The 23,641-nt window shown below is 70.6% G+C and carries 20 protein-coding genes; 15 read left to right on the top strand and 5 right to left on the bottom strand.

The genetic code is table 11. The features are described 5' to 3' along the window. Positions 1 to 46: 46 nt before the first annotated feature. Positions 47 to 232, bottom strand: a complete 186-nt coding sequence (gene rpmB / locus ACFRMN_RS21075; protein WP_003957616.1) for a 50S ribosomal protein L28 — start codon at positions 230 to 232, stop codon at positions 47 to 49. A 256-nt stretch (positions 233 to 488) separates the two neighbouring features. Here rpmB and ACFRMN_RS21080 point away from each other — a divergent pair, with 256 nt between their 5' ends. The 9 genes from ACFRMN_RS21080 to mutM all read left to right on the top strand — a co-directional run bounded on the left by ACFRMN_RS21080 (position 489) and on the right by mutM (position 9,781). Further along, a complete protein-coding gene (locus ACFRMN_RS21080; RefSeq protein WP_383021677.1) occupies positions 489 to 2,135 on the top strand; it encodes a DAK2 domain-containing protein in 1,647 nt (548 codons plus the stop codon). A gap of 25 nt (positions 2,136 to 2,160) precedes the next feature. After that, positions 2,161 to 4,383, top strand: a complete 2,223-nt coding sequence (recG, locus tag ACFRMN_RS21085; RefSeq protein ID WP_383021679.1) for an ATP-dependent DNA helicase RecG — start codon at positions 2,161 to 2,163, stop codon at positions 4,381 to 4,383. 159 nt (positions 4,384 to 4,542) lie between these two features. Then, positions 4,543 to 5,127 carry a 16S rRNA (guanine(966)-N(2))-methyltransferase RsmD gene (gene rsmD / locus ACFRMN_RS21090; RefSeq protein ID WP_383021682.1) on the top strand — a complete coding sequence of 195 codons (585 nt, stop codon included), beginning with the start codon at positions 4,543 to 4,545 and terminating at the stop codon, positions 5,125 to 5,127. A gap of 26 nt (positions 5,128 to 5,153) precedes the next feature. Then, positions 5,154 to 5,633 carry a pantetheine-phosphate adenylyltransferase gene (gene coaD, locus ACFRMN_RS21095; RefSeq protein WP_383021745.1) on the top strand — a complete coding sequence of 160 codons (480 nt, stop codon included), beginning with the start codon at positions 5,154 to 5,156 and terminating at the stop codon, positions 5,631 to 5,633. A 98-nt stretch (positions 5,634 to 5,731) separates the two neighbouring features. Beyond that, positions 5,732 to 6,892 (top strand): ATP synthase F0 subunit B, encoded by a 1,161-nt coding sequence (locus ACFRMN_RS21100; protein WP_383021685.1) that lies wholly within the window; start codon positions 5,732 to 5,734, stop codon positions 6,890 to 6,892. Between the two features lie 160 nt (positions 6,893 to 7,052). Then, the gene (locus ACFRMN_RS21105; protein ID WP_383021688.1) at positions 7,053 to 7,760 is read left to right on the top strand and encodes a YceD family protein; all 708 of its coding nucleotides are present in this window, start codon (positions 7,053 to 7,055) and stop codon (positions 7,758 to 7,760) included. Positions 7,761 to 7,762: 2 nt separating this feature from the next. Continuing rightward, entirely contained in the window at positions 7,763 to 7,936 is a 174-nt protein-coding gene (rpmF, locus tag ACFRMN_RS21110) for a 50S ribosomal protein L32 (RefSeq protein ID WP_003965982.1), read from the top strand. Between the two features lie 19 nt (positions 7,937 to 7,955). Further along, the gene (gene rnc, locus ACFRMN_RS21115; protein WP_383021690.1) at positions 7,956 to 8,825 is read left to right on the top strand and encodes a ribonuclease III; all 870 of its coding nucleotides are present in this window, start codon (positions 7,956 to 7,958) and stop codon (positions 8,823 to 8,825) included. A gap of 95 nt (positions 8,826 to 8,920) precedes the next feature. Further along, entirely contained in the window at positions 8,921 to 9,781 is an 861-nt protein-coding gene (gene mutM / locus ACFRMN_RS21120; protein ID WP_383021693.1) for a bifunctional DNA-formamidopyrimidine glycosylase/DNA-(apurinic or apyrimidinic site) lyase, read from the top strand. Here the strand turns inward: mutM and ACFRMN_RS21125 are convergent. Beyond that, positions 9,754 to 10,122 carry a winged helix-turn-helix transcriptional regulator gene (locus ACFRMN_RS21125; RefSeq protein ID WP_383021696.1) on the bottom strand — a complete coding sequence of 123 codons (369 nt, stop codon included), beginning with the start codon at positions 10,120 to 10,122 and terminating at the stop codon, positions 9,754 to 9,756. The genes mutM and ACFRMN_RS21125 overlap by 28 nt on opposite strands. Before the next feature lie 82 nt (positions 10,123 to 10,204). Beyond that, positions 10,205 to 11,110, bottom strand: coding sequence for a CAP domain-containing protein (locus ACFRMN_RS21130; RefSeq protein ID WP_383021699.1), 906 nt, complete (start codon positions 11,108 to 11,110; stop codon positions 10,205 to 10,207). Positions 11,111 to 11,244: 134 nt separating this feature from the next. Between ACFRMN_RS21130 and ACFRMN_RS21135 the strand changes: the two genes are divergently transcribed. The 4 genes from ACFRMN_RS21135 to ACFRMN_RS21150 all read left to right on the top strand — a co-directional run bounded on the left by ACFRMN_RS21135 (position 11,245) and on the right by ACFRMN_RS21150 (position 17,533). Beyond that, positions 11,245 to 11,526, top strand: coding sequence for an acylphosphatase (locus tag ACFRMN_RS21135; RefSeq protein ID WP_383021702.1), 282 nt, complete (start codon positions 11,245 to 11,247; stop codon positions 11,524 to 11,526). A 381-nt stretch (positions 11,527 to 11,907) separates the two neighbouring features. Next, on the top strand, positions 11,908 to 12,126 hold the full coding sequence (locus ACFRMN_RS21140) for a hypothetical protein (protein ID WP_030351764.1): 219 nt from the start codon (positions 11,908 to 11,910) through the stop codon (positions 12,124 to 12,126). Positions 12,127 to 12,325: 199 nt separating this feature from the next. Then, a complete protein-coding gene (smc, locus tag ACFRMN_RS21145) occupies positions 12,326 to 15,976 on the top strand; it encodes a chromosome segregation protein SMC (RefSeq protein ID WP_383021704.1) in 3,651 nt (1,216 codons plus the stop codon). Positions 15,977 to 16,114: 138 nt separating this feature from the next. Then, positions 16,115 to 17,533, top strand: a complete 1,419-nt coding sequence (locus ACFRMN_RS21150; RefSeq protein ID WP_383021707.1) for a sugar porter family MFS transporter — start codon at positions 16,115 to 16,117, stop codon at positions 17,531 to 17,533. A 70-nt stretch (positions 17,534 to 17,603) separates the two neighbouring features. Here the strand turns inward: ACFRMN_RS21150 and ACFRMN_RS21155 are convergent, their stop codons facing one another. Then, the gene (locus tag ACFRMN_RS21155; protein ID WP_383021710.1) at positions 17,604 to 19,037 is read right to left on the bottom strand and encodes a cytosine permease; all 1,434 of its coding nucleotides are present in this window, start codon (positions 19,035 to 19,037) and stop codon (positions 17,604 to 17,606) included. A 166-nt stretch (positions 19,038 to 19,203) separates the two neighbouring features. On the opposite strand from ACFRMN_RS21155, the gene ftsY reads away from it, so the two are divergent. Next, positions 19,204 to 20,406, top strand: a complete 1,203-nt coding sequence (gene ftsY, locus ACFRMN_RS21160; protein WP_383021713.1) for a signal recognition particle-docking protein FtsY — start codon at positions 19,204 to 19,206, stop codon at positions 20,404 to 20,406. Between the two features lie 373 nt (positions 20,407 to 20,779). Here the strand turns inward: ftsY and ACFRMN_RS21165 are convergent, their stop codons facing one another. Then, the gene (locus ACFRMN_RS21165) at positions 20,780 to 21,442 is read right to left on the bottom strand and encodes a bifunctional DNA primase/polymerase (RefSeq protein ID WP_383021715.1); all 663 of its coding nucleotides are present in this window, start codon (positions 21,440 to 21,442) and stop codon (positions 20,780 to 20,782) included. Positions 21,443 to 21,870: 428 nt separating this feature from the next. Here ACFRMN_RS21165 and ACFRMN_RS21170 point away from each other — a divergent pair, with 428 nt between their 5' ends. Then, positions 21,871 to 23,352, top strand: coding sequence for a hypothetical protein (locus ACFRMN_RS21170; RefSeq protein WP_383021718.1), 1,482 nt, complete (start codon positions 21,871 to 21,873; stop codon positions 23,350 to 23,352). The last annotated feature ends 289 nt before the right edge of the window (positions 23,353 to 23,641 follow it).

The raw sequence follows: 23,641 nt of genomic DNA on the forward strand, positions 1-23,641 counted from the left end.
ACCGGCTTTTCAAGGCAACCGCAGGGGCTGCGCTACGACGCAGGCGTCAGCGCGAGACCTTGCCGGCCTTGATGCACGATGTGCAGACGTTGAGCCGCTTCGGCGTCCGACCGACCACGGCACGCACGCGCTGGATGTTCGGGTTCCAGCGACGGGACGTACGGCGGTGCGAGTGCGAAATGTTGTTGCCGAAGCCCGGCCCCTTGCCGCAGACGTCGCAGTTGGCAGCCACGGGTCACTCCAAAGACTTCAGATGCTCGTACAGAGAAATCCGGCGTGCCGGGAATCAGTGACTGATGTGGCGTTGCCGGGGGATTGGCCCGACTCTCATCGGGCAACCGCAGCAGCATACAACGCCTGCCTCGGTACAAGAAAACTACCATGACGCGCAGCGGCTCCGTTCCGTCAGGTTGGCCCGCCGTTCGCCTCCCGTCCCCGGGCTACCCTGCGTGCAGCCCGCATCCAGGCCGCTCAAGGAGGACCCTCAGGTGCCGCAGACCCTCGACGCAGCAGCGGTACGGAGCTGGTGCTCGCTGGCGCTGGAGGCCCTGGGCCGGGAGCGCGAGGAGATCGACGCGATCAATGTCTATCCGGTCGCGGACGGTGACACGGGCACCAATCTCTATCTGACCGTGGAGTCCGCGGCGCAGGCGGTCGAGGCCGTCTTCGCGGCCCATGAGACCGGTGCGTCCGAGCCCGCGCCCGCCGACGCCGTACGGGCCATGGCCCATGGCGCGCTGCTCGGTGCCCGGGGGAATTCCGGGACGATCCTGGCGCAGCTGCTGCGCGGGATGGCGGAGGTACTGGCGGACGCGGCGCCGGCGGATCCCGGGGGGGCCGGCGGGGCGCGGCTCGCACCGGCGCTGCGGCGGGCCGCCGATCTGGCCCGGGAGGCCGTCGCGCACCCCGTCGAGGGCACGATCCTCAGCGTGGCCTCCGCCGCGGCGGAGGCGGCGTACGCGGCGGAACAGAGCGGTGCGGTGGACGCGGGCGCCACCGCACGCGCGGCGTACGCGGGCGCACGCGCCGCGCTCGCCGCCACCCCCGACCAGCTGCCCGTGCTCGGACGCGCGGGTGTCGTCGACGCCGGCGGGCGCGGGCTGCTCGCAGTCCTGGGCGCCCTGGTGCGGTCCCTCACGGGCGAGACACCTGCCGCCTTCCCGATGAGCCACCGCCGGTACGAGGACCCGGCCGCGGTCGGGTCGGCGATCGAGTCCTGTGCCCCCGAGGGCGGACCCGCCTTCGAGGTGATCTATCTGCTGGAGGCGGACGACCGCGCCGTGGCCCGGCTCCGGGCCCGGCTCGACGGGCTGGGGGACTCCCTGGTCGTCGTCGGCGGCGACGGGCTGTGGAACGTACACATCCATGCCGACGACGCGGGCGCCGCCGTGGAGGCCGGGGTCGAGGCGGGACGCCCGTACCGCATCCGGATCACGCACTTCGGCGCCGCCGCCGAGGAGCCGCCCGAGCGGGTCCAGCGGGCCGTCGTCGCAGTGGTCCCGGGAGAAGGGCTCGCGGGGCTGTGCGCCGAGGCGGGCGCGACGACCGTGCTCGCGCGCCCCGGGGAGCCGCCCGCCAGCGGGGAGCTGGTCGAGGCGATCCGGCGGGCCCACGCGCGCGAGGTGGTGCTCCTGCCGAACGACGCGGCGCTGCGGCACACCGCCGCGGCCGCCGCCGAACAGGCCCGTACCGAGGGCGTACGGGTCGCCCTCATCCCGACCAGGGCCGCCGTCCAGGGCATCGCCGCCCTCGCCGTTCACCAGCCGGACCGCCGCTTCGACGAGGACGTGGTCGCCATGACCACCGCGGCCGGCGCCACCCGCTACGCCGAACTGGCCGTCGCCGAACGGCAGTCCTGGACCATGGCGGGTATCTGCCAGGCCGGGGACGTCCTCGGCCTGATCGACGGGGACGTGGCGGTGATCGGCGCCGATCTCACCGCCACCGCCGAGGCGGTGCTCTCCCGGATGCTGGCGGCCGGCGGCGAACTGGTGACGCTGGTACTCGGCGACGACGTGCCGGACGCGCTGGCCGACCGCCTGGAGATCTACGTACGGGACGGCCATCTGGCCGTCGACACCGTCGTCTACCGGGGCGGCCGGCAGTCCGTTCCGCTGCTCATCGGCGTGGAGTAGCCGCCTGTCAGTGGCTTGGTGTGCAATGGATCGCGTGTCCGCGCTGGATGAATCCCTCAAGAAGACGCTCGGCCCCGCCACCGCGAAGGTGATGGCCGAACACCTCGACCTGCACACGGTCGGCGATCTGCTGCACCACTACCCGAGGCGGTACGAGGAGCGCGGCCAGCTCACCAAGCTGGCCGATCTGCCGCTGGACGAGGACGTCACGGTGGTCGCGCAGGTCGCCGACTCCCGGATCCTGACGTTCAACCACGGCCGGGGCCAGCGTCTGGAGATCACGCTCACCGACGGCAGCGGCCGGCTCCAACTGGTCTTCTTCGGCAGGGGAATCCACAAGCCGCACAAGGAGCTCCCGCCGGGCAGCCGCGGGATGTTCGCGGGCAAGGTGTCCGTCTTCAACCGCAAGCTCCAGCTCGCGCACCCCACCTATGTGCCGCTGGGCAGGCCCACCGGCGACGACGAGTCCACGGAGGACACCGCGGAGGCCGTGGACGCCTTCGCGGGCAAGCTGATCCCGATCTATCCGGCCTGCAAGGGGCTGGAGTCCTGGAAGATCACCAAAGCGGTCGACGCGGTCCTGCCCAGAGCCGCGGAGGCCGTCGATCCGCTGCCGCCCGCGCTGCGCGAGGGCCGCGGCTTCTCCTCCCTGCCCGAGGCGCTGCTCAAGGTCCACCGGCCCGGGACCCGGGCCGACATCGAGACCGCCAGACAGCGGCTGAAGTGGGACGAGGCGTTCGTCCTCCAGGTCGCGCTGGCCCGGCGGCGGTACGCGGACGCGCAACTGCCCGCCGTGGCCCGCAGGCCCGTGCCCGACGGGCTGCTGGACGCCTTCGACGCCGACCTGCCCTTCACCCTCACCGACGGCCAGCGGAAGGTCACCGGCGAGATCTTCGCGGACCTCGCCACCGAACACCCCATGCACAGACTGCTCCAGGGCGAGGTCGGTTCGGGCAAGACGCTGGTCGCGCTCCGGGCGATGCTCGCGGTCGTCGACGCGGGCGGTCAGGCCGCCATGCTGGCGCCCACGGAGGTGCTGGCCCAGCAGCACCACCGTTCGATCACGGACATGATGGGCGACTTGGCCCAGGGAGGGATGCTCGGCGGCGCGGAGCACGGCACCAAGGTCGTCCTGCTCACCGGCTCCATGGGCATGGCCGCGCGGCGTCAGGCGCTGCTCGATCTGGTCACCGGCGAGGCCGGGATCGTGATCGGTACGCACGCGCTGATCGAGGACAAGGTGCGGTTCCACGACCTCGGACTGGTCGTGGTGGACGAGCAGCACCGCTTCGGAGTGGAGCAGCGCGACGCGCTCCGCTCCAAGGGCAAGCAGCCCCCGCATCTGCTGGTCATGACGGCCACGCCCATTCCCCGCACGGTCGCGATGACCGTCTTCGGCGATCTGGAGACCTCCGTCCTGGACCAGCTCCCGGCGGGCCGCTCACCGATCGCCAGCCATGTGGTCCCGGCCCAGGACAAGCCGCATTTCCTCGCCCGCGCCTGGGAACGGGTGCGGGAGGAGGTCGAAAAGGGACATCAGGCGTATGTCGTCTGCCCCCGGATCGGCGACGACGAGGAGGACGACAAGGCGAAGGGGAAAGCCAAGCCGTCCAAGGAGGACGAGGCCGAGAAACGGCCCCCGCTCGCGGTCGTGGAGGTAGCCGGACAGCTCACCGAGGGACCGCTCCGGGGGCTGCGCGTCGAGATCCTGCACGGACGGATGCAGCCGGACGACAAGGACGCCGTGATGCGCCGCTTCGCCGCCGGTGAGGTGGACGTGCTCGTCGCGACCACGGTCATCGAGGTCGGTGTGAACGTCCCCAACGCCACCGCCATGGTGATCATGGACGCGGACCGGTTCGGTGTCTCCCAGCTGCACCAGCTGCGCGGTCGCGTCGGCCGCGGCTCCGCCCCCGGCCTCTGTCTGCTGGTCACGGACATGCCCGAGGCGAGCCCGGCCAGGGCCCGGCTCGGCGCGGTCGCCGCCACGCTCGACGGCTTCGAGCTGTCCCGTATCGACCTCGAACAGCGCCGCGAGGGCGATGTCCTCGGCCAGGCCCAGTCCGGGGTGCGCTCCTCGCTGCGGATGCTCGCGGTCATCGAGGACGAGGAGATCATCGCCGCCGCCCGCGAGGAGGCCGCCGCGGTGGTCGCCGAGGACCCGGAGCTGACGGGCTCCCCGGAGCTGCGTACGGCGCTGGACGCCCTGCTGGACACGGAACGCGAGCAGTACCTCGACAAGGGCTGACCCGGCCGCAGCCGGCCATGGGCACCGGCCGGACCCGGCCATGGGCACCGGCCGGGCCCGCTCGGGACGTACGCCATATCGTGGGGTCAAAGCCATTCTCCGAGCCCCGCGCACATCCGTACACGACCGAACCCGAACCGAACCGAGGACCCGACTCCCATGACCCGCGTGATCGCCGGTGCCGCCGGCGGACGCCGTCTCGCCGTACCGCCGGGCACCGGCACCCGCCCCACCTCCGACCGGGCGCGTGAGGGCCTTTTCTCCAGCTGGGAGTCGCTTCTCGGCACCCTCGACGGCATCCGGATCGCCGACCTCTACGCGGGATCCGGCGCCGTGGGCCTGGAGGCGCTTTCCCGCGGCGCCGCCCACGCCCTGCTTGTCGAGGCGGACAGCCGCGCCGCCCGAACCGTCCGTGCGAACGTCACGACGCTCGGACTTCCCGGCGCGGAGGTCCGTACCGGCAAAGCGGAGCAGATCGTCACGGGACCGGTCCCCGACACCCCCTACGACCTGGTCTTCCTCGATCCGCCGTACGCCGTCACCGACGACGATCTTCGGGAGATACTGCTCACACTCCGCACGAGGGGGTGGCTCAGCGGCGATGCCGTCGCCACCGTGGAACGCAGCACCAGGGGTGGGGAATTCGACTGGCCGGAGGGTTTCGAGCCTTTGCGGTCCCGTCGCTACGGCGAGGGGACGCTTTGGTACGGTCGCGCCGCCTCTACGAGTGAAGACGCACCATGACCGGACCGGAGAGCGAGGGAATCAAGTTGCGCCGCGCCGTCTGTCCGGGGTCCTTCGACCCCATCACCAATGGACATCTCGACATCATCGCCCGGGCCTCCAAGCTGTACGACGTCGTGCATGTCGCGGTAATGATCAATCAGTCCAAGAAGGGGCTGTTCACGATCGAGGAACGGATCGATCTGATCCGCGAGGTCACCGCCGAATTCGGCAATGTGGAGGTCGAGGCCTTCCACGGACTGCTCGTCGACTTCTGCAAGCAGCGCGACATCCCGGCCATCGTCAAGGGCCTGCGCGCCGTCAGCGACTTCGACTACGAGTTGCAGATGGCCCAGATGAACAACGGGCTCTCCGGGGTCGAGACCCTGTTCGTCCCCACCAACCCCACCTACAGCTTCCTCTCCTCCTCCCTGGTCAAAGAGGTCGCGACCTGGGGCGGAGACGTCTCCCACCTGCTGCCCGCGGCCGTCCACTCGGCCCTGATGACCCGCCTCGGCGAGCGCTGAGGAACTGACGGTCCGTCATCCGGTGTCGGACGGGCTCGAACTGGCCGTACAGTCGTTGCGTCCGTCTCCAAACCAGCTGAGAGAGTGGCGAGCACACGGTGGACGTACAGAAGAAGCTCGACGAGATCGTCGACCTGGTGGGCAGCGCCCGCTCCATGCCCATGTCGGCGTCCTGCGTGGTGAACCGCGCCGAGCTGCTCGCGATGCTGGAAGAGGTACGGGAAGCGCTCCCGGGCTCGCTGGCCCAGGCCCAGGAGCTGATCGGCGGCCGGGAGCAGCTGGCCGAGCAGGCCCGCCAGGAGGCGGAGCGCATCATCGAGGCGGCGCACGCCCAGCGCTCCGGGCTGATCTCCGACACGGCGGTCGCCCGGCAGTCCCAGGAGGAGGCCGACCGCATCCTCGCGGAGGCGCGCAGGGACGCCGAGGAGATCCGAGCCGAGGCCGACGACTACGTCGACTCCAAGCTCGCCAACTTCGAGGTCGTCCTCACCAAGACCATCGGCTCCGTCGACCGGGGCCGCGAGAAGCTGCTCGGCCGCGCCACCGGCGGTGACGACGACGATGCCCCCGAGTACAGCGACGACCCGGGCACCCTGATCCGGCGGGCCGACGAGTACATCGACACCAAGTTCGGCGCCTTCGAGGCCGTCCTGTCCAAGACTCTCGAAGCGGTCGGCCGCGGCAGGCAGAAACTCCACGGCCGCACCGACTCGGACGATCTCGGCGCGCACATGGCCGCCCAGGACGCGGCGGGCCCGCAGGGGCGCACCAGCGACGCGGACTATCTGGCGGACCTCGCGGGGAGCCCCCGGGAAGGCGTCCAGGAGCCCGTGGCGGAGCGGCTGCCCCCGGTGCCGGTCCAGCAGCCCTACGCCGAGCCCGCGTACCCGCAGACGCCACCCCAGGCCCCGTCAGCGCCCCAGTACGCCGAGGCCGGCTACCAGGACCCCGCGTACGCCGCGGAGAGCGGCTACGGCGGCTACCAGCAGCAGGACGCGTACGGCTACCAGCAGGATCCGTACGCGTACCAGCAGCAGGGATACGGCCAGGACCAGAGCCACGGCCAGAGCCACGGCCAGGGCCAGGCGCAGGGGTACGACCCGAACTACGGCTGGCAGCAGCAGCCCGAGGTCCAGCCACAGCAGCAGCACGCGCTGCCCCCGGCCCACGAGCCGTCGAGCGCCCTCGACGAGACCAGCCTCTTCGACACCAGCATGATCGACATCGAGCAGCTGCGCCGGTACGAGCAAGGACGCTGAGGCCGCCGGCCCCGGTCAACCCCCGGGACGCCGGGACCGCGCGCCCGGACGGGGGCCGCCGGCCCGGCCTCCCGGTCCGGCCGCCCCCGAGGGGCCGGATTGGGCCTACGGCGGCCCGTCCAGTACCCTGGCTCTTCGGCCGCGTGTATGTCCGCGGCCCATGCCGCCCGCTCGCTTCCGCGACGGTGGCGGCCCCCCTCACGATCCGAAAGCGGGAAAAGCCCTGAACGCGCGCCTCGACCACCGCGACCCCCTCGTGTTCGACACACACGAGCTGGGGCGGCGTCCTGGTGCGCTCCAGAAGCTGACCCGCTCGGTACCCGCCCCCAAGGACTTCGGTATCGCGGGGGTGATCGGGACGCCCGAGGGCGTGCCCGTGGAGCTGACCCTCCGCCTCGAATCCGTCCTGGAGGGGGTGCTCGTCACGGGCACCGCCCGCGCGGCGGCCGAGGGGGAGTGCGTAAGGTGTCTGGAGCCGCTCAGCCAGGAAGTGGCGGCGGACTTCCAGGAGATGTTCTCGTACCACGACGCCGATGACCGGGGCCGCACCCGTGCGGAGCCGGCCGCCGACGCCGAGTACAGCGAGGACGACGACAGACTCTTCATCGAAGATGGCCTGTTCGACCTCGAACCGGTGCTGCGTGATGCGGTGGTGCTCGCACTGCCGATGCAGCCGGTGTGCCAGGAGACCTGTGCCGGTCTGTGTTCCACATGTGGGACCAGGCTGGACGAGAACCCGGACCACCACCACGACGCCGTCGACATCCGTTGGGCGGCACTGCAGGGACTCGCCGAGACCGTCAAGGACGGCGAGAAGGACAACATGGGCGGCGCCGAAGCGGGCGTCGACGAGAAGCAGGAGAAGTAGCCGTGGCTGTTCCGAAGCGGAAGATGTCGCGCAGCAACACGCGCCACCGCCGGTCGCAGTGGAAGGCTGCGGTCCCCACCCTGGTTTCGTGCGAGCGTTGCCAGGAGCCGAAGCTGCAGCACATCGCGTGCCCGAGCTGCGGCACCTACAACAAGCGCCAGGTCCTCGAGGTCTGAGCGGCTGGTGAGAGGCGCGATGTCTGAACTGTCCCATGCCAAGAAGCAGACAGACAATGTCAGCACAGCCTCGTCCCACACGCTTCTGGAAGGGCGGCTCGGGTATCAGCTCGAGACCGCCCTTCTGGTGCGTGCGCTGACCCATCGTTCGTACGCGTACGAGAACGGCGGTCTGCCCACCAACGAGCGACTTGAATTCCTCGGGGATTCGGTGCTCGGTCTGGTGGTCACGGACACGCTGTACCGCACCCACCCCGATCTGCCTGAAGGCCAGTTGGCCAAATTGCGGGCCGCGGTGGTCAATTCGCGTGCGCTTGCGGAAGTGGGCCGCGGCCTCGAACTCGGCTCCTTCATCCGGCTCGGCCGGGGCGAAGAGGGCACGGGCGGCCGGGACAAGGCGTCCATTCTTGCCGACACCCTTGAAGCGGTGATCGGCGCTGTCTATCTCGACAAGGGCCTCGACGCGGCGTCCGAGCTGGTGCACCGGCTCTTCGACCCGCTGATCGAGAAGTCCTCGAATCTCGGGGCCGGCCTGGACTGGAAAACCAGTCTCCAGGAGCTGACCGCGGCGGAGAGTCTCGGTGTGCCCGAGTATCTCGTCACGGAAACAGGCCCGGACCACGAGAAGACCTTCACCGCTGCCGCCCGCGTCGGTGGTGTCTCGTACGGCACCGGCACCGGCCGCAGCAAGAAGGAAGCGGAGCAGCAGGCGGCGGAGTCCGCCTGGCGGTCCATCCGGACCGCGGCGGATGAGCGCGAGGCGGCGGGGAAGACCGACGCCGACGGCGACGTTGACGTGGAGAACAGCGTCGACGCCAAGGCTGAAGAGGCCGCCGACACCTCTTCGGCTCCCTCGGAGCAGACTCCCGCGGACACCGCCAACGCCTGAGCGTCCGTGCTCTCTCCTTCCGGGTGCGCCCCTCGCGTCGTCGTACGGCATGGGGGGCGCACCCGTTCCGGTCCCTTCACCCCCAGGAGCGTCCCGTGCCCGAGCTGCCCGAGGTCGAAGTCGTCCGGCGTGGACTCGAACGCTGGGTCAGCGGCCGGACCGTCGCCGAGACCGAGGTGCTGCACCCGCGCGCGGTACGGCGGCACACCGCGGGCGGCGCGGATTTCGCGGCCCAGCTCAAGGGGCACACCATCGGTACGGCACGCCGGCGAGGCAAATACCTCTGGCTGCCCCTCGCCGACACGGACGCCTCGATCCTCGGCCACCTCGGGATGAGCGGCCAGCTGCTGGTCCAGCCGGAGAGCGCGCCCGACGAGAAGCACCTGCGCATCCGGATCCGCTTCGCCGACACCCTCGGGACCGAGCTGCGTTTCGTGGACCAGCGCACTTTCGGCGGGCTCTCGCTCCACGAGAACACCCCCGACGGACTGCCCGATGTCATCGCGCATATCGCCAGGGACCCGCTGGACCCCGCCTTCGACGACGACGCCTTCCTCACCGCGCTGAAGCTGCGCCGTACGACGGTCAAGCGCGCCCTGCTCGACCAGTCGCTGATCAGCGGCGTCGGCAATATCTACGCCGACGAGGCGTTGTGGCGCGGCCGCCTCCACTACGAACGCCTCACGGCCACCCTGCCCCGGCCCCGCGCCACGGAGCTGCTTGGTCATGTACGGGACGTGATGAACGCGGCCCTCGATGTCGGCGGCACCAGCTTCGACAGCCTGTACGTCAATGTGAACGGCGAATCGGGGTACTTCGACCGGTCGCTGGACGCGTACGGACGCGAGGACGAGCCATGCCGGCGCTGCGGGACGCCGATACGCAGACGGCCCTGGATGAACCGGTCCAGCTATTTCTGCCCGCGCTGTCAGAGGGCTCCGCGCGTCGCGTCGTAACGCTCGCGTGCCGAGATCACCTCGGGCATCCGCCCCTCCACCAGCTGGATCAGCCCGAGCAGCCGTTCGGTGACCTCACGGCCCAGGGGAGTCAGTTCGTAATCCACCCAGGGCGGATTGACCGGCCGCGCCTCGCGCAGCACCAGACCGTCCCGCTCCAGCGCGTGCAGGGTCTGGGAGAGCATCTTCTCGCTCACGCCGTCGACGCGCCGCCGCAGTTCGTTGAAGCGGAGGCGGCTCTCGTACAGGGCGCCGAGGGTCAGGGCGCCCCAGCGGCCCGTCACATGCTCCAGCGTGGTGCGCGAGGGGCACTGCCGGGAGAAGACATCGAAGGCGTCCATAGCGGTGACTTTACAACCGAAAGCACCACCCGACAGATAGCGCTTTCGTCCGGTAAGTGAATCTCTCGGGGGTGGGCCGGGCTCAGAAGCCGAAGTCCTGAGTCCACCACGGGCCGCCGGAGCCGGTGTGGACACCGACACCCAGCCGGGTGTAGTCGCAGTTCAATATGTTCGCGCGATGGCCCTCGCTGTTCATCCACGAGTCCATCACGGACTGGGCGCTGGCCTGCCCCCTGGCTATGTTCTCGCCGCCCAGATTCTTGACGCCCGCGTTGTCGGCGCGGTCCCAGGGCGTTTTGCCGTCCGGGTCCGTGTGGTCGAAGAACCCGCGCTCCGCCATGTCGTCACTGAAGTTCTGCGCCAGCCTGCCGAGCGAGGCATCGGCCCGCAGCGGGCTGCACCCCACCCTCGCGCGCTCCTTGTTGACCAGGGAGAGCACGGCCGCCTCGGAGGAACTGGAGCCGGGGGCCGCGGGTGCCTCCACGGCGCGCTCGGTGGTCTGCTCGGGCGCCGGGGCCTCGCTGGAGCGGGCCGGTATCTCGGCCTTCGGCCGCGGCGGGGCCGCGGCGGGCTTCGTCTCCTTCTCCGGCGTCGCGGCCGTCGACTCCTTCGTGTCCTTCGAAGGAGTGACGGACGGTTTCCGCGGAGTGGGTGACGCGGAAGCCGACGGCGACTGGGTCCGCTCGGCCGTGCGGCTCGGCGAGGCCGAGGCTTCCCGCGTCGGCTCGGCGGACGAGCCGCCCTGCTGCTGAAGCTCCGGAGCGCCCTCGGTACGTATCTGCCCGCCGTTGGCGCTGCCGCCGACCGTGAAGTGGTCGCCGCCGCCGGGCAGCAGACCCGAGGCGACGGCTACGGCTCCGACCGCCATGGCGGCGGACGCGCCCAGCAGGCCGGTACGTACAGGGGTGGCGATCCGCCTCTTCCGGCGCGCACCGTCCACGTGGTCCTCGACGGGCGGGGCGGCGGCTGAGCGGCGGTGGCGTCCCATGTGCCTTCCTCATGCTCTCGACGGCAACGTGTCCAGGTCTCACCCGTACGAGTGAGGCTATTGCGACGGGACTGTACGGCATGGTCTGCGGGGGCGCCGGGTGCGGGAAGCATTTGGCCGGTTAGCTTGCGTGCATGAAAGAAGACGTTCGAATGACGGCCTGGGTACGCGGAAGAGTGCAGGGAGTGGGCTTCCGCTGGTTTACCAGGGCAAACGCTCTGGAGATCGGCGGCCTCACCGGATTCGCCCTCAATCTGGACGACGGCAGGGTGCAGGTCGTCGCCGAGGGCCCACGTGAGAATTGCCACCGTCTGCTGGAATGGCTGCGCTCCGCCGACACACCCGGGCGTGTGGACGGAGTCACTGAGATCTGGGACACCCCGCGCGGCGGCTACGAGAGCTTCGCGATCCGCTGAGAGCGCCCCGTCCCGGGCGGCGCCGGGAGGCTCGGGGATGCCGATGGCACATGCACAAGTCGGCGGTGACCTGGTGGTTGCCAAGAACCGCCAGTCGTGCCAGGCTGCCCGAATAACGATGATCTCCACGCCCCGGGGGCCCCGTGGCAGAGCCGGGGCCGCACCCCTCGCGGGCGCCCGCCACCGGGCCGCCCGTCGGCACGGGCTGTGATCGTGTTGACCGTCAAACTTTTTGGTGAGAGTCTGGAATCCCCGCGCACCTTAGCTGTTTGGCAGTAAGAACCGCAGTGATGAACAAGCACTGCCAAGCACCGCGGGTGCGATTTCCCTCACGACCCACACCGCATCCGGTCGGTCACTCAGTGTGGAGGACCATTCATCATGGCAAAGGCGCTTCTCGGTTATGTCGGCGGTTCCGACCCGCGACTCCTCGCCGAGATGCGACGGCTCCAGCAGCGCGTCCAGGACCTCGAATCCGAACTCGTACGGATCCAGTCCGAGAACGACGTGCTGAACGCCGCCGTCGCACAGCACCCCGGAGAGTCGCTGCTCAATGGCATCGACATCGATGTACCCCAGGCGGAGCCGGCGCTCACCTGACAACAGCCCCCCTCGGGGTCGGGTGAGAAACACTCTCGCAAGATATGCAAGGGACGCTTCGGCGTCCCTTCTTTCTTTCCATCTTCCGCTGTACGAAGCATTGTTGGCGCTGCCACGCCATTCTTAACGTCTGATGTGCCCTGCACGTTCGGCGGTGAAACCGGCGAGGGACGATCGGAGCCGGGTAGAGTCCGGCGGCGTGCATCTCAAGGCCATGACCCTGCGCGGTTTCAAATCCTTCGCCTCCGCCACGACGCTGCGCTTCGAGCCGGGGATCACCTGTGTGGTGGGCCCGAACGGCTCGGGAAAGTCCAATGTCGTGGACGCGCTCTCCTGGGTCATGGGCGAGCAGGGGGCGAAGTCGCTGCGCGGCGGCAAGATGGAGGACGTGATCTTCGCCGGGACGACCGGGCGACCGCCGCTCGGCCGCGCGGAGGTCTCGCTGACCATCGACAACTCCGACGGTGCGCTGCCCATCGACTACGCGGAAGTCACCATTACGCGGATCATGTTCCGCAACGGGGGCAGCGAATACCAGCTCAATGGCGATACCTGCCGCCTTCTCGATATCCAGGAACTCCTGTCCGACAGCGGTATCGGCCGCGAGATGCATGTCATCGTCGGCCAGGGCCAGCTCGACTCCGTACTGCACGCGGACCCCATGGGACGCCGGGCGTTCATCGAAGAGGCCGCCGGAGTGCTCAAACACCGCAAGCGCAAGGAGAAGGCGCTGCGGAAGCTGGACTCGATGCAGGCGAACCTGGCCCGCGTCCAGGACCTCACCGACGAGCTGCGCCGCCAGCTCAAACCCCTCGGACGGCAGGCGGCGGTCGCCCGGCGGGCCGCCGTCATACAGGCCGATCTGCGCGACGCGCGGCTGCGGCTGCTCGCCGACGACCTGGTCAGGCTGCGCGACGCGCTCCGTACGGAGATCGCCGACGAGGCCGAACTGAAGCAGCGCAAGGAATCCACCGAGGACCGGCTCAAGGCCGCGCTGACCCGGGAAGCCGAGCTGGAGGACGAGGTACGACGGCTGGCGCCGCGCCTCCAGCGGGCCCAGCAGACCTGGTACGAACTGTCCCAGCTGGCCGAGCGGGTACGGGGCACGGTCTCGCTGGCCGACGCGCGGGTGAAGAGCGCGACCGCGGCCCCCACCGACGAAACGCGTGGCCGTGACCCCGAGGACATGGAGCGCGAGGCCGCCCGGATCCGGGAGCAGGAGGCGGAGCTGGAAGCCGCGCTGGAGGCGGCCGAGCACGCCCGCGAGGACACGGTCGCGCACCGCGCCGAGCTGGAACGTCAACTGGCCGCCGAGGAACGCCGGCTCAAGGACGCCGCCCGCGCGATCGCCGACCGCCGAGAGGGCCTGGCCCGGCTGCACGGCCAGGCCGACGCCGCCCGAGGCCGGGCGGCGTCGGCCCAGGCGGAGATCGGCCGCCTGGCCGCGTCCCGTGACGAGGCGCGCGAGCGCGCGGTTGCCGCCCAGGAGGAGTACGAACAGCTCAAGGCCGAGGTGGACGGCCTGGACGCCGAGGACCATGAACTGGGCGAACGCTACGACAGCGCCCGCGCCGCCCTGTCCGCGGCGGAGGCCGCGCTGACGGCGGCGCGCGAGGCCGCCACCACGGCGGAGCGCGAACGAGCGGCCCTCGCGGCCCGCCACGAGGCACTTGCCCTCGGCCTGCGCCGCAAGGACGGCACCGGCGCGCTGCTCGCCGCCCGCGACAGCCTCTCCGGCCTGCTCGGCCCGGCCGCCGAACTGCTCACCGTCACCCCCGGGTACGAGATCCCGGTGGCCGCGGCGCTCGGCGCCGCCGCGGACGCGATCGCCGTCGCCGATCCGACGACCGCGGCCGAGGCCATCCGGCTGCTGCGCGAGCGGGACGCGGGCCGGGCGGCCCTGCTGCTGGCCGGCCCCCCGGGTGAGGACGAGCCCGGCCCGCCGGCCCATTCCGGGGCGGCCCCCGGCGTGCCCGGCCAGACGGCGGCGGAGGGACGCGGTACGGACGCCGTCGACCGTTCCGTACGTACCGCGGTTTCCGCCGGAGCCGTGCCGCGTGTCATCGACCTGGTGAGCGGACCCGCCGAGCTGCTGGGCGCCGTACGGCGGCTCGTACGGGACACGGTGGTCGTCGGGTCGCTGGAGGACGCAGAGGACCTGGTCGCCAGGCGGCCCGCGCTCACCGCCGTGACCGCCGAGGGTGATGTGCTCGGGGCGCACTTCGCGCACGGCGGCTCGGCGGGCGCGCCGAGCCTGCTTGAGGTACAGGCCTCCGTCGACGAGGCCGCCGCCGACCTCGCGGAGCTGGCCGTACGGTGCGAGGAACTGGCCGGCGCACAGGACCGGGCCACCGAGCGGCGGGCCGAGTGCGCCGCGCTGGTGGAGGAGTTGGGGGAGCGGCGCCGGGCCGCGGACCGGGAGAAGTCCGCCGTGTCCGGACGGTTGGGACGGCTCTCCGGGCAGGCCCGCGCGGCCGCCGGCGAGGCCGAGCGTACGGCCGCGGCCGCCGGCAAGGCCCAGGAGGCGCTGGAGCGCGCCACCGCCGAGGCGGAAGAGCTCGCGGAACGGCTGCTGGTCGCGGAGGAGGCCCCGGTCCAGGAGGAGCCGGACACCTCCGTACGGGACCGGCTCGCCGCCGACGGCGCCAACGCCCGGCAGACCGAGATGGAGGCCCGGCTCCAGGTCCGTACCCATGAGGAGCGGGTGAAGGGGCTCGCAGGACGGGCCGACGCTCTCGACCGGGGAGCGCGTGCCGAGCGCGAGGCGCGGGCGCGCGCGGAACAGCGCCGGGCGCGACTGCGCCACGAGGCCCAGGTGGCCGGGGCCGTGGCGGCCGGCGCCCGGCAGCTGCTGGCCCATGTGGAGGTGTCGGTCGTACGGGCCGAGGCCGAGCGCGTCGCCGCCGAGGCCGCCAAGGCCGAGCGCGAACGGGAGCTGGCCGCCGAGCGCAACCAGGGCCGCGATCTCAAGGCCGAGCTGGACAAGCTCACCGACTCCGTGCACCGCGGTGAGGTACTGGGCGCCGAGAAGCGGATGCGGATCGAGCAACTGGAGGCCAAAGCCCTGGAGGAGCTGGGCGTGGAGCCGGCCGGGCTGATCGCCGAGTACGGCCCCGATCAGCTCGTACCGCCGTCCCCGCCCGCGGAGGGCGAGGAGCTGCCCGAGGACCCGGCGGATCCGCGCAACCAGCAGAAGCCGTACGTGCGAGCCGAGCAGGAGAAGCGGCTCAAGGCGGCCGAACGGGCGCATCAGCAGCTCGGAAAGGTGAATCCGCTCGCCCTGGAGGAGTTCGCGGCGCTGGAGGAACGCCATAAGTTCCTCTCCGAGCAGCTCGAAGACCTGAAGAAGACCCGGGCGGATCTGCTGCTCGTGGTGAAGGAGGTCGACGAACGCGTCGAGCAGGTCTTCACCGAGGCGTACCGGGACACTGCGGAACAGTTCGAGGGGGTCTTCTCACGGCTCTTCCCGGGCGGCGAGGGGCGGCTCATCCTCACCGACCCCGAGAACATGCTCACCACGGGGGTGGACGTGGAGGCCAGGCCGCCGGGCAAGAAGGTCAAGCGGCTGTCGTTGCTCTCCGGCGGCGAACGGTCCCTGACGGCGGTGGCGTTGCTGGTGTCGATCTTCAAGGCGCGGCCGAGCCCGTTCTATGTGATGGACGAGGTCGAGGCGGCGCTCGACGACACCAATCTCCAGCGGCTGATCCGCATCATGCAGGAGCTCCAGGAGAGCTCCCAGCTGATCGTGATCACGCATCAGAAGCGGACGATGGAGGTCGCCGACGCGCTGTACGGGGTCTCCATGCAGGGCGACGGGGTCTCCAAGGTCATCAGCCAGCGGCTGCGCTGACCCCGTATCACCTCCCGCTCGCGTCTCGCTCGCGCCGGGCAGGCGTACAAGTGGTGGCCGGGGGTGAGCTGTGACCCACTGGAAGGGCTCGCCCACCCCACGTCCGGCAACGGCAGCCGGGCGGCACCAGGAGCACATGTGACCAGCACAGCGCGGGTACCGCCGTCCGGAGGCCACGCGGCCCCACCGGAGCACCTCGGCCATGTCATCTTCATCACGGCCGCGGCCGCGATGGGCGGCTTCCTCTTCGGCTACGACAGCTCGGTGATCAACGGCGCCGTCGAAGCCATCAGGAGCAGATACGACATCGGCGCGGCGGCCCTCGCGCAGGTCATCGCCATCGCCCTGATCGGCTGTGCGATCGGTGCCGCCACGGCGGGCCGGATCGCCGACCGGATCGGCCGTATCCGCTGCATGCGGATCTCCGCGGCCCTCTTCACCGTCAGCGCCGTCGGCTCCGCGCTGCCGTTCGACATCTACGACCTGGCGTTCTGGCGGATCATCGGCGGCTTCGCCATCGGCATGGCGTCGGTGATCGGCCCCGCGTACATCGCAGAGGTCTCCCCGGCCGCCTACCGGGGCCGGCTCGGGTCCTTCCAGCAGGCCGCGATCGTCGTCGGTATCGCCATCTCCCAGCTGGTGAACTTCGGCATCCTCCAGCTCGCCGACGGAGACCAGCGCGGCAAGCTGCTGGGGCTGGAGGCGTGGCAGTGGATGCTCGGGGTGATGGTCGTCCCGGCGCTGCTGTACGGTCTGCTCTCCCTCGCGATCCCCGAGTCACCGCGCTATCTGATCTCCGTGGGCCGGGTGGACCGCGCCAGGAAGGTGCTCGCGGAGGTCGAGAACAAGGACGTCGATCTGGACGCCCGGGTCGCCGAGATCGACCACGCCATGCGCCGTGAGCACAAGTCGACCTTCAAGGACCTGAAGGGCAGCCGCTTCTCCTTCCTGCCCATCGTGTGGGTCGGCATCGGACTGTCGATGTTCCAGCAGCTCGTCGGCATCAATGTCGCCTTCTACTACTCGGCGACGCTCTGGCAGTCGGTCGGCATCAACCCGTCCAGCTCGTTCTTCTACTCGTTCACCACGTCGATCGTGAACATCATCGGCACCGTGATCGCGGTGGTCCTGGTGGACAGGGTCGGCCGCAAGCCCCTCGCGCTCGTCGGCTCGTCGGGCATGGCCATCGCGCTGGCTTTCGAGGCGTGGGCGTTCTCCGCGCCCCTGGTGAACGGCAGACTGCCGAGCACGCAGGGGACCGTCGCCCTGGTCGCGGCCCATGTATTCGTTCTCTTCTTCGCGCTGTCCTGGGGCGTCATCGTCTGGGTCTTCCTCGGCGAGATGTTCCCGAACAGGATCCGTGCCGCCGCGCTCGGTGTGGCGGCCTCGGCACAGTGGATCGCCAACTGGGTCATCACCGCGAGCTTTCCGAGCCTCGCCGAGTGGAACCTCTCGGGCACGTATGTCATCTACGCCTGCTTCGCCGTGCTCTCGATTCCGTTCGTGCTGCTGTTCGTGAAGGAGACGAAGGGCAAGACGCTGGAAGAGATGGGCTAGGGCGTGTTGCGAAAGTAGCGCCGTCCGCCCGCAGGGCGTCGCGAGCCAGGCGGGACTTTCGCAACACGCCCTAGACAGGAAGGTGCTGTTCCTCGGCCCGTACGGCGGCCGGGGCCGTGGCCCGTTCGCGCGGCAGGACCGCGTAGAGAGCCGCCGCCACGACGGTCGTGATCACCCAGCCCAGACCGTTCTCGCCGGGCCACGTTTCGGCGAACGGGCCCGAGAACCAGTCCACCCCGGTGAACAGCAGCCCCACCACCAGCGCCGTGCCCCAGGCGGCCGTCGCCGACCGGGCGAAGCCGCCCCGGTACCAGTAGGCGCTGGTCCGTGTGGTGTCCATCAGCGCCGCGCCGTCGTACGTACGCCGCCGCAGCATGTCCACCCCGAAGACGCCGATCCACGCCGAGAACGCCACCGCGAGCAGTGTCAGGAACGAGATGAACGAGCCGATGAAGCTGGTGGCCACCACCATCAGCAGGAAACCGAGGATCAGGCTGATCACCGCGTTCACACTGACCGCCCAGGTGCGCGGCACCCTGATGCCCAGGGTCTGCGCGGTGAAGCCCGCCGAGTACATCGACATCGAGTTGATCAGCAACATTCCGACCAGCGCGATCAGCAGATACGGCACCGAGATCCAGGCGGGCAGCAGCTCGCCGATGAACGACACCGGGTCCTGCGCCGTGGCCAGATCCGGGGTGCCGACCGCCATCACCGCACCCATCAGCACCATCGGCAGCACCACGATCCCCGCGCCGCCGATGGTCGAGCCGACCATCGCCCGGCCGGAGGCGGACCGGGGCAGATAACGCGTGAAGTCCGGGCCCGAGGGCACCCAGCTGATCCCGCCCGCCGCGATGGTCCCGATGCCCGCGATCATCATCGCCGTCGACCCCGCGGGCTGGTCGAAGACCGCCGACCAGTCCGTATGGGCCACCAGATACACCAGCACCAGCACGCTGAAAGCACCGAAGAGATAGGTCGACCAGGTACCGCACACCCGCAGCGCGCTGATGCCGAGGCCAGAGACCAGGAAGGTGCAGGCCACGAAGAGCAGCAGAGTGATCACGATCAGCGGAGTGTTGCGCTTGACGTCGAAGAGCAAGTCGAGAACCGTCAGCACGGCATAGGCGCCGGTGACCGCGTTGATCGTCTCCCAGCCCCAGCGGGCGACCCAGATCAGCGTGCCGGGGAAGAGGTTCCCCCGCTGGCCGAAGACAGCCCGGGAGAGCGCCATACCCGGGGAGCCGCCGCGCTTCCCGGCGAGGGAGACCAGCCCCACGATGCCGTACGACACGACGGGCGCCGCGACGGCGACGGTCAGCACCTGCCAGAAGTTCAGACCGTTGAAGACGATCAGACCGGCGCCCATCGTGAGCAGCAGCACGCTGATGTTCGCGGCCACCCAGGTGGGGAAGAGTTGGCGGACATGGCCGGTGCGTTCGTCATCGGGGACGGGTTCCAGACCGCGGGTCTCTATCGCGCCTTCGGGGGCGTGGGGCATGAAGAGGCTCCGTACAGAGGGGGGGGCTCCAGAGAGGGGAGTCCGGGCGAACCCAGAACCCCCAGCATCGTACGTTCAGTGCAAAAGGTCCAAATCGTAGCGAGGATCTTCGTGTGATCCTCTGAAGCCAGGGCCGGTCCCGGCCGTGGCTGATACTGGGAGCGTTATGGAAATCGTCATCCTTGTTGTAGTCATCGCCCTGGTCGCGGTCGGCCTGATCAGCGGGCTCGTGGTCGGCAGCCGCAAGAAGAAGAAGCTGCCGCCCGAGGCGCCGTCGAGCACGCCGACCCTCACAGCTCCCCCTGCCGAGCCGCATGTCGGCGACGAGGCGGAGGCACCGCGCGACGAGCCGCGCCGCACGGTCGAGGAGGTCGGCCTCCCGGACGGCACGCAGACGCCGGTCGCCGTCGAGGCGGAGGCGCCCGCGCCCGCGATCGAGATCCCCGAGCCGTCCGCCGGCCGGCTGATCCGGCTGCGCGCCAGGCTCGCCCGCTCGCAGAACTCCCTCGGCAAGGGACTGCTCACGCTGCTCTCGCGCGAGCACCTCGACGAGGAGACCTGGGAGGAGATCGAGGAGACCCTCCTCATCGCGGACGTCGGTGTCGCACCGACCCAGGAACTGGTCGAGCGGCTGCGTGAGCGGGTACGCGTACTCGGCACGCGGACGCCGGAGGAACTGCGCGCGCTGCTCAAGGAAGAGCTGGTCCACCTCCTCGGCACGGACTTCGACCGCGCGGTGAAGACCGAGAGCGGCCTCGACACCCCGGCCGTCGTGATGGTCGTCGGCGTCAACGGCACCGGCAAGACCACGACCACCGGCAAGCTGGCACGCGTACTGATCGCGGACGGCCGCTCGGTCGTACTGGGCGCGGCCGACACGTTCCGCGCCGCCGCCGCCGATCAGCTCCAGACCTGGGGCGAGCGGGTCGGCGCGCGTACGGTACGCGGCCCCGAGGGCGGCGACCCGGCGTCGATCGCCTTCGACGCGGTCAAGGAGGGCATCGCGGAGGGCGCGGACGTCGTCCTCATCGACACGGCGGGCCGGCTGCACACCAAGACCGGGCTGATGGACGAGCTGGGCAAGGTCAAGCGGGTCGTGGAGAAGCACGGTCCGCTGGACGAGGTACTGCTGGTCCTGGACGCCACGACGGGTCAGAACGGGCTGGTGCAGGCACGGGTGTTCGCGGAGGTCGTGGACATCACGGGCATCGTCCTCACGAAGCTGGACGGCACGGCCAAGGGGGGCATCGTGATCGCGGTGCAGCGGGAGCTGGGTGTACCGGTGAAGCTGGTGGGTCTGGGCGAGGGCCCGGACGACTTGGCCCCGTTCGAACCCGAGGCGTTCGTGAACGCACTTATTGGGGACTAGGGGGCGTTTCGGCGGGGGCCGGTTTCCGGGTGCGGCGCGCCTCCGGCGGGTGTGCCGTCCGGCGGGGGTGCGGGTGCGTTGGTCCGGTGCCGGGGGCCGGGGCCTGCGGAGGTGCGCGTCCGGACTGCGCTGCGATGGATTTGCGACTCCGTCGCGTGGTCACCGCGCTTCGCGCGTGCTGCGACGCTTTACGTCCGGACACGCACCTCCTCCGACCCCGACCCCCTCCCGCCGCAGGCCCCGCAGTCGTGCGCGACCCCAGACGCTCAGCCGAGGCGGCGGCTGGTGGCGACCCGCCGAAGGGCGGGGGTCGGGCGGCGTAGGAGGCGCGTGTCCGGACAACCGCACCCCCGCCGCCGGACGGCGACACCCGTCAGGCCAGACGGTGGCAGATGTACGCCAGCGTGCCCAGGAGCAGCCGTGCCGGTGGGGGTTCCGCCGCCGTCTCCAGGGACGGCGGTCGCAGCCACCGCACCGGCCCCAGGCCCGCCACCTCCGACGGCGGCGCCATCACATACGCTCCCGGTCCCAGACCGTGCAGGTCCAGGTCCGCGTCGTCCCAGCCCATCCGGTACAGCAGCTCCGGCAGCTCCGCCGCCGCGCCAGGCGCCACCAGGAAGTGGGCGCGGCCCGCGGGCGTCGCCATGACCGGGCCGAGCGGGAGCCCCATCCGTTCCAGCCGTACGAGAGCCCGGCTCCCCGCCGGTTCCGCCACGTCGATGATGTCGAAGCCGCGGCCCACCGGCAGCAGCACCGCCGCGCCAGGCACCTCCGACCACACCTTGGTGACGTCGTCGAGGGTGGCGCCCGCCGACACCTCGGGGCTGAACGCCAGCGGATGGGCGCCCGGCGACGCGCAGCCGGGCTCGGCGCAGGAGCACTGCCCGCCCGAGGCCCGCGCCGCGGGAACCGCGCCGGGAACGACGTCCCAGCCCCACAGGCCCGTGTACTCCGCCACCGCGGTGCACTCAGTGGTGCGGCCGCGGCGGCGCGAGCCGGACCGCATCTCCCGGATGCCGCCGATCGTGAAGCCCATGCCCCCTCCAACGGGTCGAACTCGCCGGTGGTTACGTCTCGCAGTGTGCCCGTGACACTCCGTCGTCATCGGGGCGGTCGAGGCGGCGCGAAGTGGCATTGGGGGTAGTGGGACCGGATTCGCGCGCCCCGGCGTGCGGCGTTTCGGCCCGCTCCGATCGAAGTGCGTCAAGTCAATCGCGCCCCGCCGTGAGCGAGTTCATTCGAAGGGGTGGCGAATGGTGGCGATTGTGGAATCACCCTCGCTGAGGCAGTGATCGTAGGATTACTTTCAGTACGCGAACCCGGGGTAAGACACTCCCGTGGGTATGCCAAGGGCAACTCGGTTTCCTGTTCGAAGGGGGGCGACGGGCGGACAGGCACCTCGTGCTCACGGCATTCTGATAGCGGTTCGCGCGACAAGTGGCTTCAGCGGATGGGGGCGTTCCAGTGGGCGGCAGCGGCGCAGGCGGTACGAATACCGGCAAGCGCCCGAATGGGCAGCTCGGTTCGTGGTTCCTGCGCAGTGGCTGGTCGAAGGGCGAACTGGCGCGTCAGGTCAACCGCAGGGCACGCCAGATGGGCGCGCATCACATCAGCACCGACACCTCGCGGGTGCGCCGCTGGCTCGACGGCGAGCAGCCGCGCGAGCCGATCCCGCGCATCCTCGCCGAGCTGTTCTCCGAGCGCTTCGGCGCCGTCGTGGCCGTGGAGGAGCTCGGGCTGCGCTCCGCGCATCAGTCGCCCTCGGTGTCCGGGGTCGATCTGCCCTGGGCGGGCCCCCAGACCGTCGCGCTGATCAGCGAGTTCTCCCGCAGTGATCTGATGCTGGCGCGGCGCGGCTTCCTCGGCACCTCGCTGGCGCTGGCCGCGGGGCCCGCGCTGGTGGAGCCCATGCAGCGCTGGCTGGTGCCCACATCGGCGGGCGGCCAGGAGCAGCCCGACGACGAGCCCGTCGCCACCCCGTCCCGCGCCAACCGGCTCTCCGGCCCCGAGCTGGATCTGCTGGAGTCGACCACCGCGATGTTCCGGCTCTGGGACGCGCAGTGCGGCGGCGGACTCCGGCGGAAGGCCGTCGTCGGCCAACTCCACGAGGTCACCGATCTGCTCCAGGAGCCTCAGCCCGAGGCCACCTCGCGGCGGCTCTTCCGGTGCGCGGCCGAGCTGGCCGAGCTGGCGGGCTGGATGAGTTACGACGTCGGCCTCCAGCCCAACGCCCAGAAGTACTTCGTCCTCGCCCTGCACGCCGCGAAGGAGGCCGGGGACAAGCCGCTCGGCTCGTACATCCTCTCGTCCATGAGCCGCCAGATGATTCATCTCGGCCGGCCCGACGACGCGCTGGAGCTGATCCATCTCGCGCAGTACGGCAGCCGGGACTGCGCCACCCCCCGGACCCAGGCCATGCTGTATGCGATGGAGGCGCGCGCGTACGCCAACATGGGCCAGCCGAGCAAGACGAAGCGGGCCGTCAGGATGGCCGAGGACACCTTCTCCGACGCCGGGGTCGACGGCGAGGTGGAGCCCGACTGGATCCGCTTCTTCTCCGAGGCCGAACTCAACGGCGAGAACGCCCACTCGTACCGCGACCTCGCCTATGTCGCCGGCCGCAGCCCCATCTACGCCTCCCTCGCCGAACCCGTCATGCGGCGCGCCGTCGACCTCTTCGCCGAGGACGCCGACCACCAGCGGTCGTACGCGCTGAACCTGATCGGCCTGGCCTCCGTCCATCTCCTCAAGAAGGAGCCCGAGCAGTCCACGGCCCTTGCGGAGAAGGCCCTGAAGGTGGCGGAGAGCGTGCGTTCCGAGCGGGTCAACACCCGGCTCCGCAAGACGCTCGACACCGCCGCCAGGGACTTCGGCGATGTCACCGGCGTGGTCGATCTCACCGAGCGGCTCACCGCCCAGCTGCCCGAGTCCGCGGAGGCCGTCTGAGCGGCCGGACGCATCCCGGCCGCCGGCCGGACCCGCCCCGCCGCCCCGCCGAAAGCTCCGGCCGCGGCAGTCACCCCGTACAGCCCGACACGGCTCCCCCGCCGCCAGGACACAGGGTGACCGCCGCGGCCGGTTTCCGATGTCCGCAGAGGGTATCCACGGCCGGCCGCCGAGATCCGCCGGTTCATCGGCACGTAACACACAGGACGTCTTCGTCACTGTCGCGAAACATCGAGCGGCATTGGCCGAAACCGCGCTGCGCCAATCTCCTCAGCACAGTCGGCCCACA

The sequence above is a fragment of the Streptomyces sp. NPDC056835 genome (assembly GCF_042789485.1).
In the GTDB taxonomy this organism is placed as follows: Bacteria; Actinomycetota; Actinomycetes; order Streptomycetales; family Streptomycetaceae; genus Streptomyces.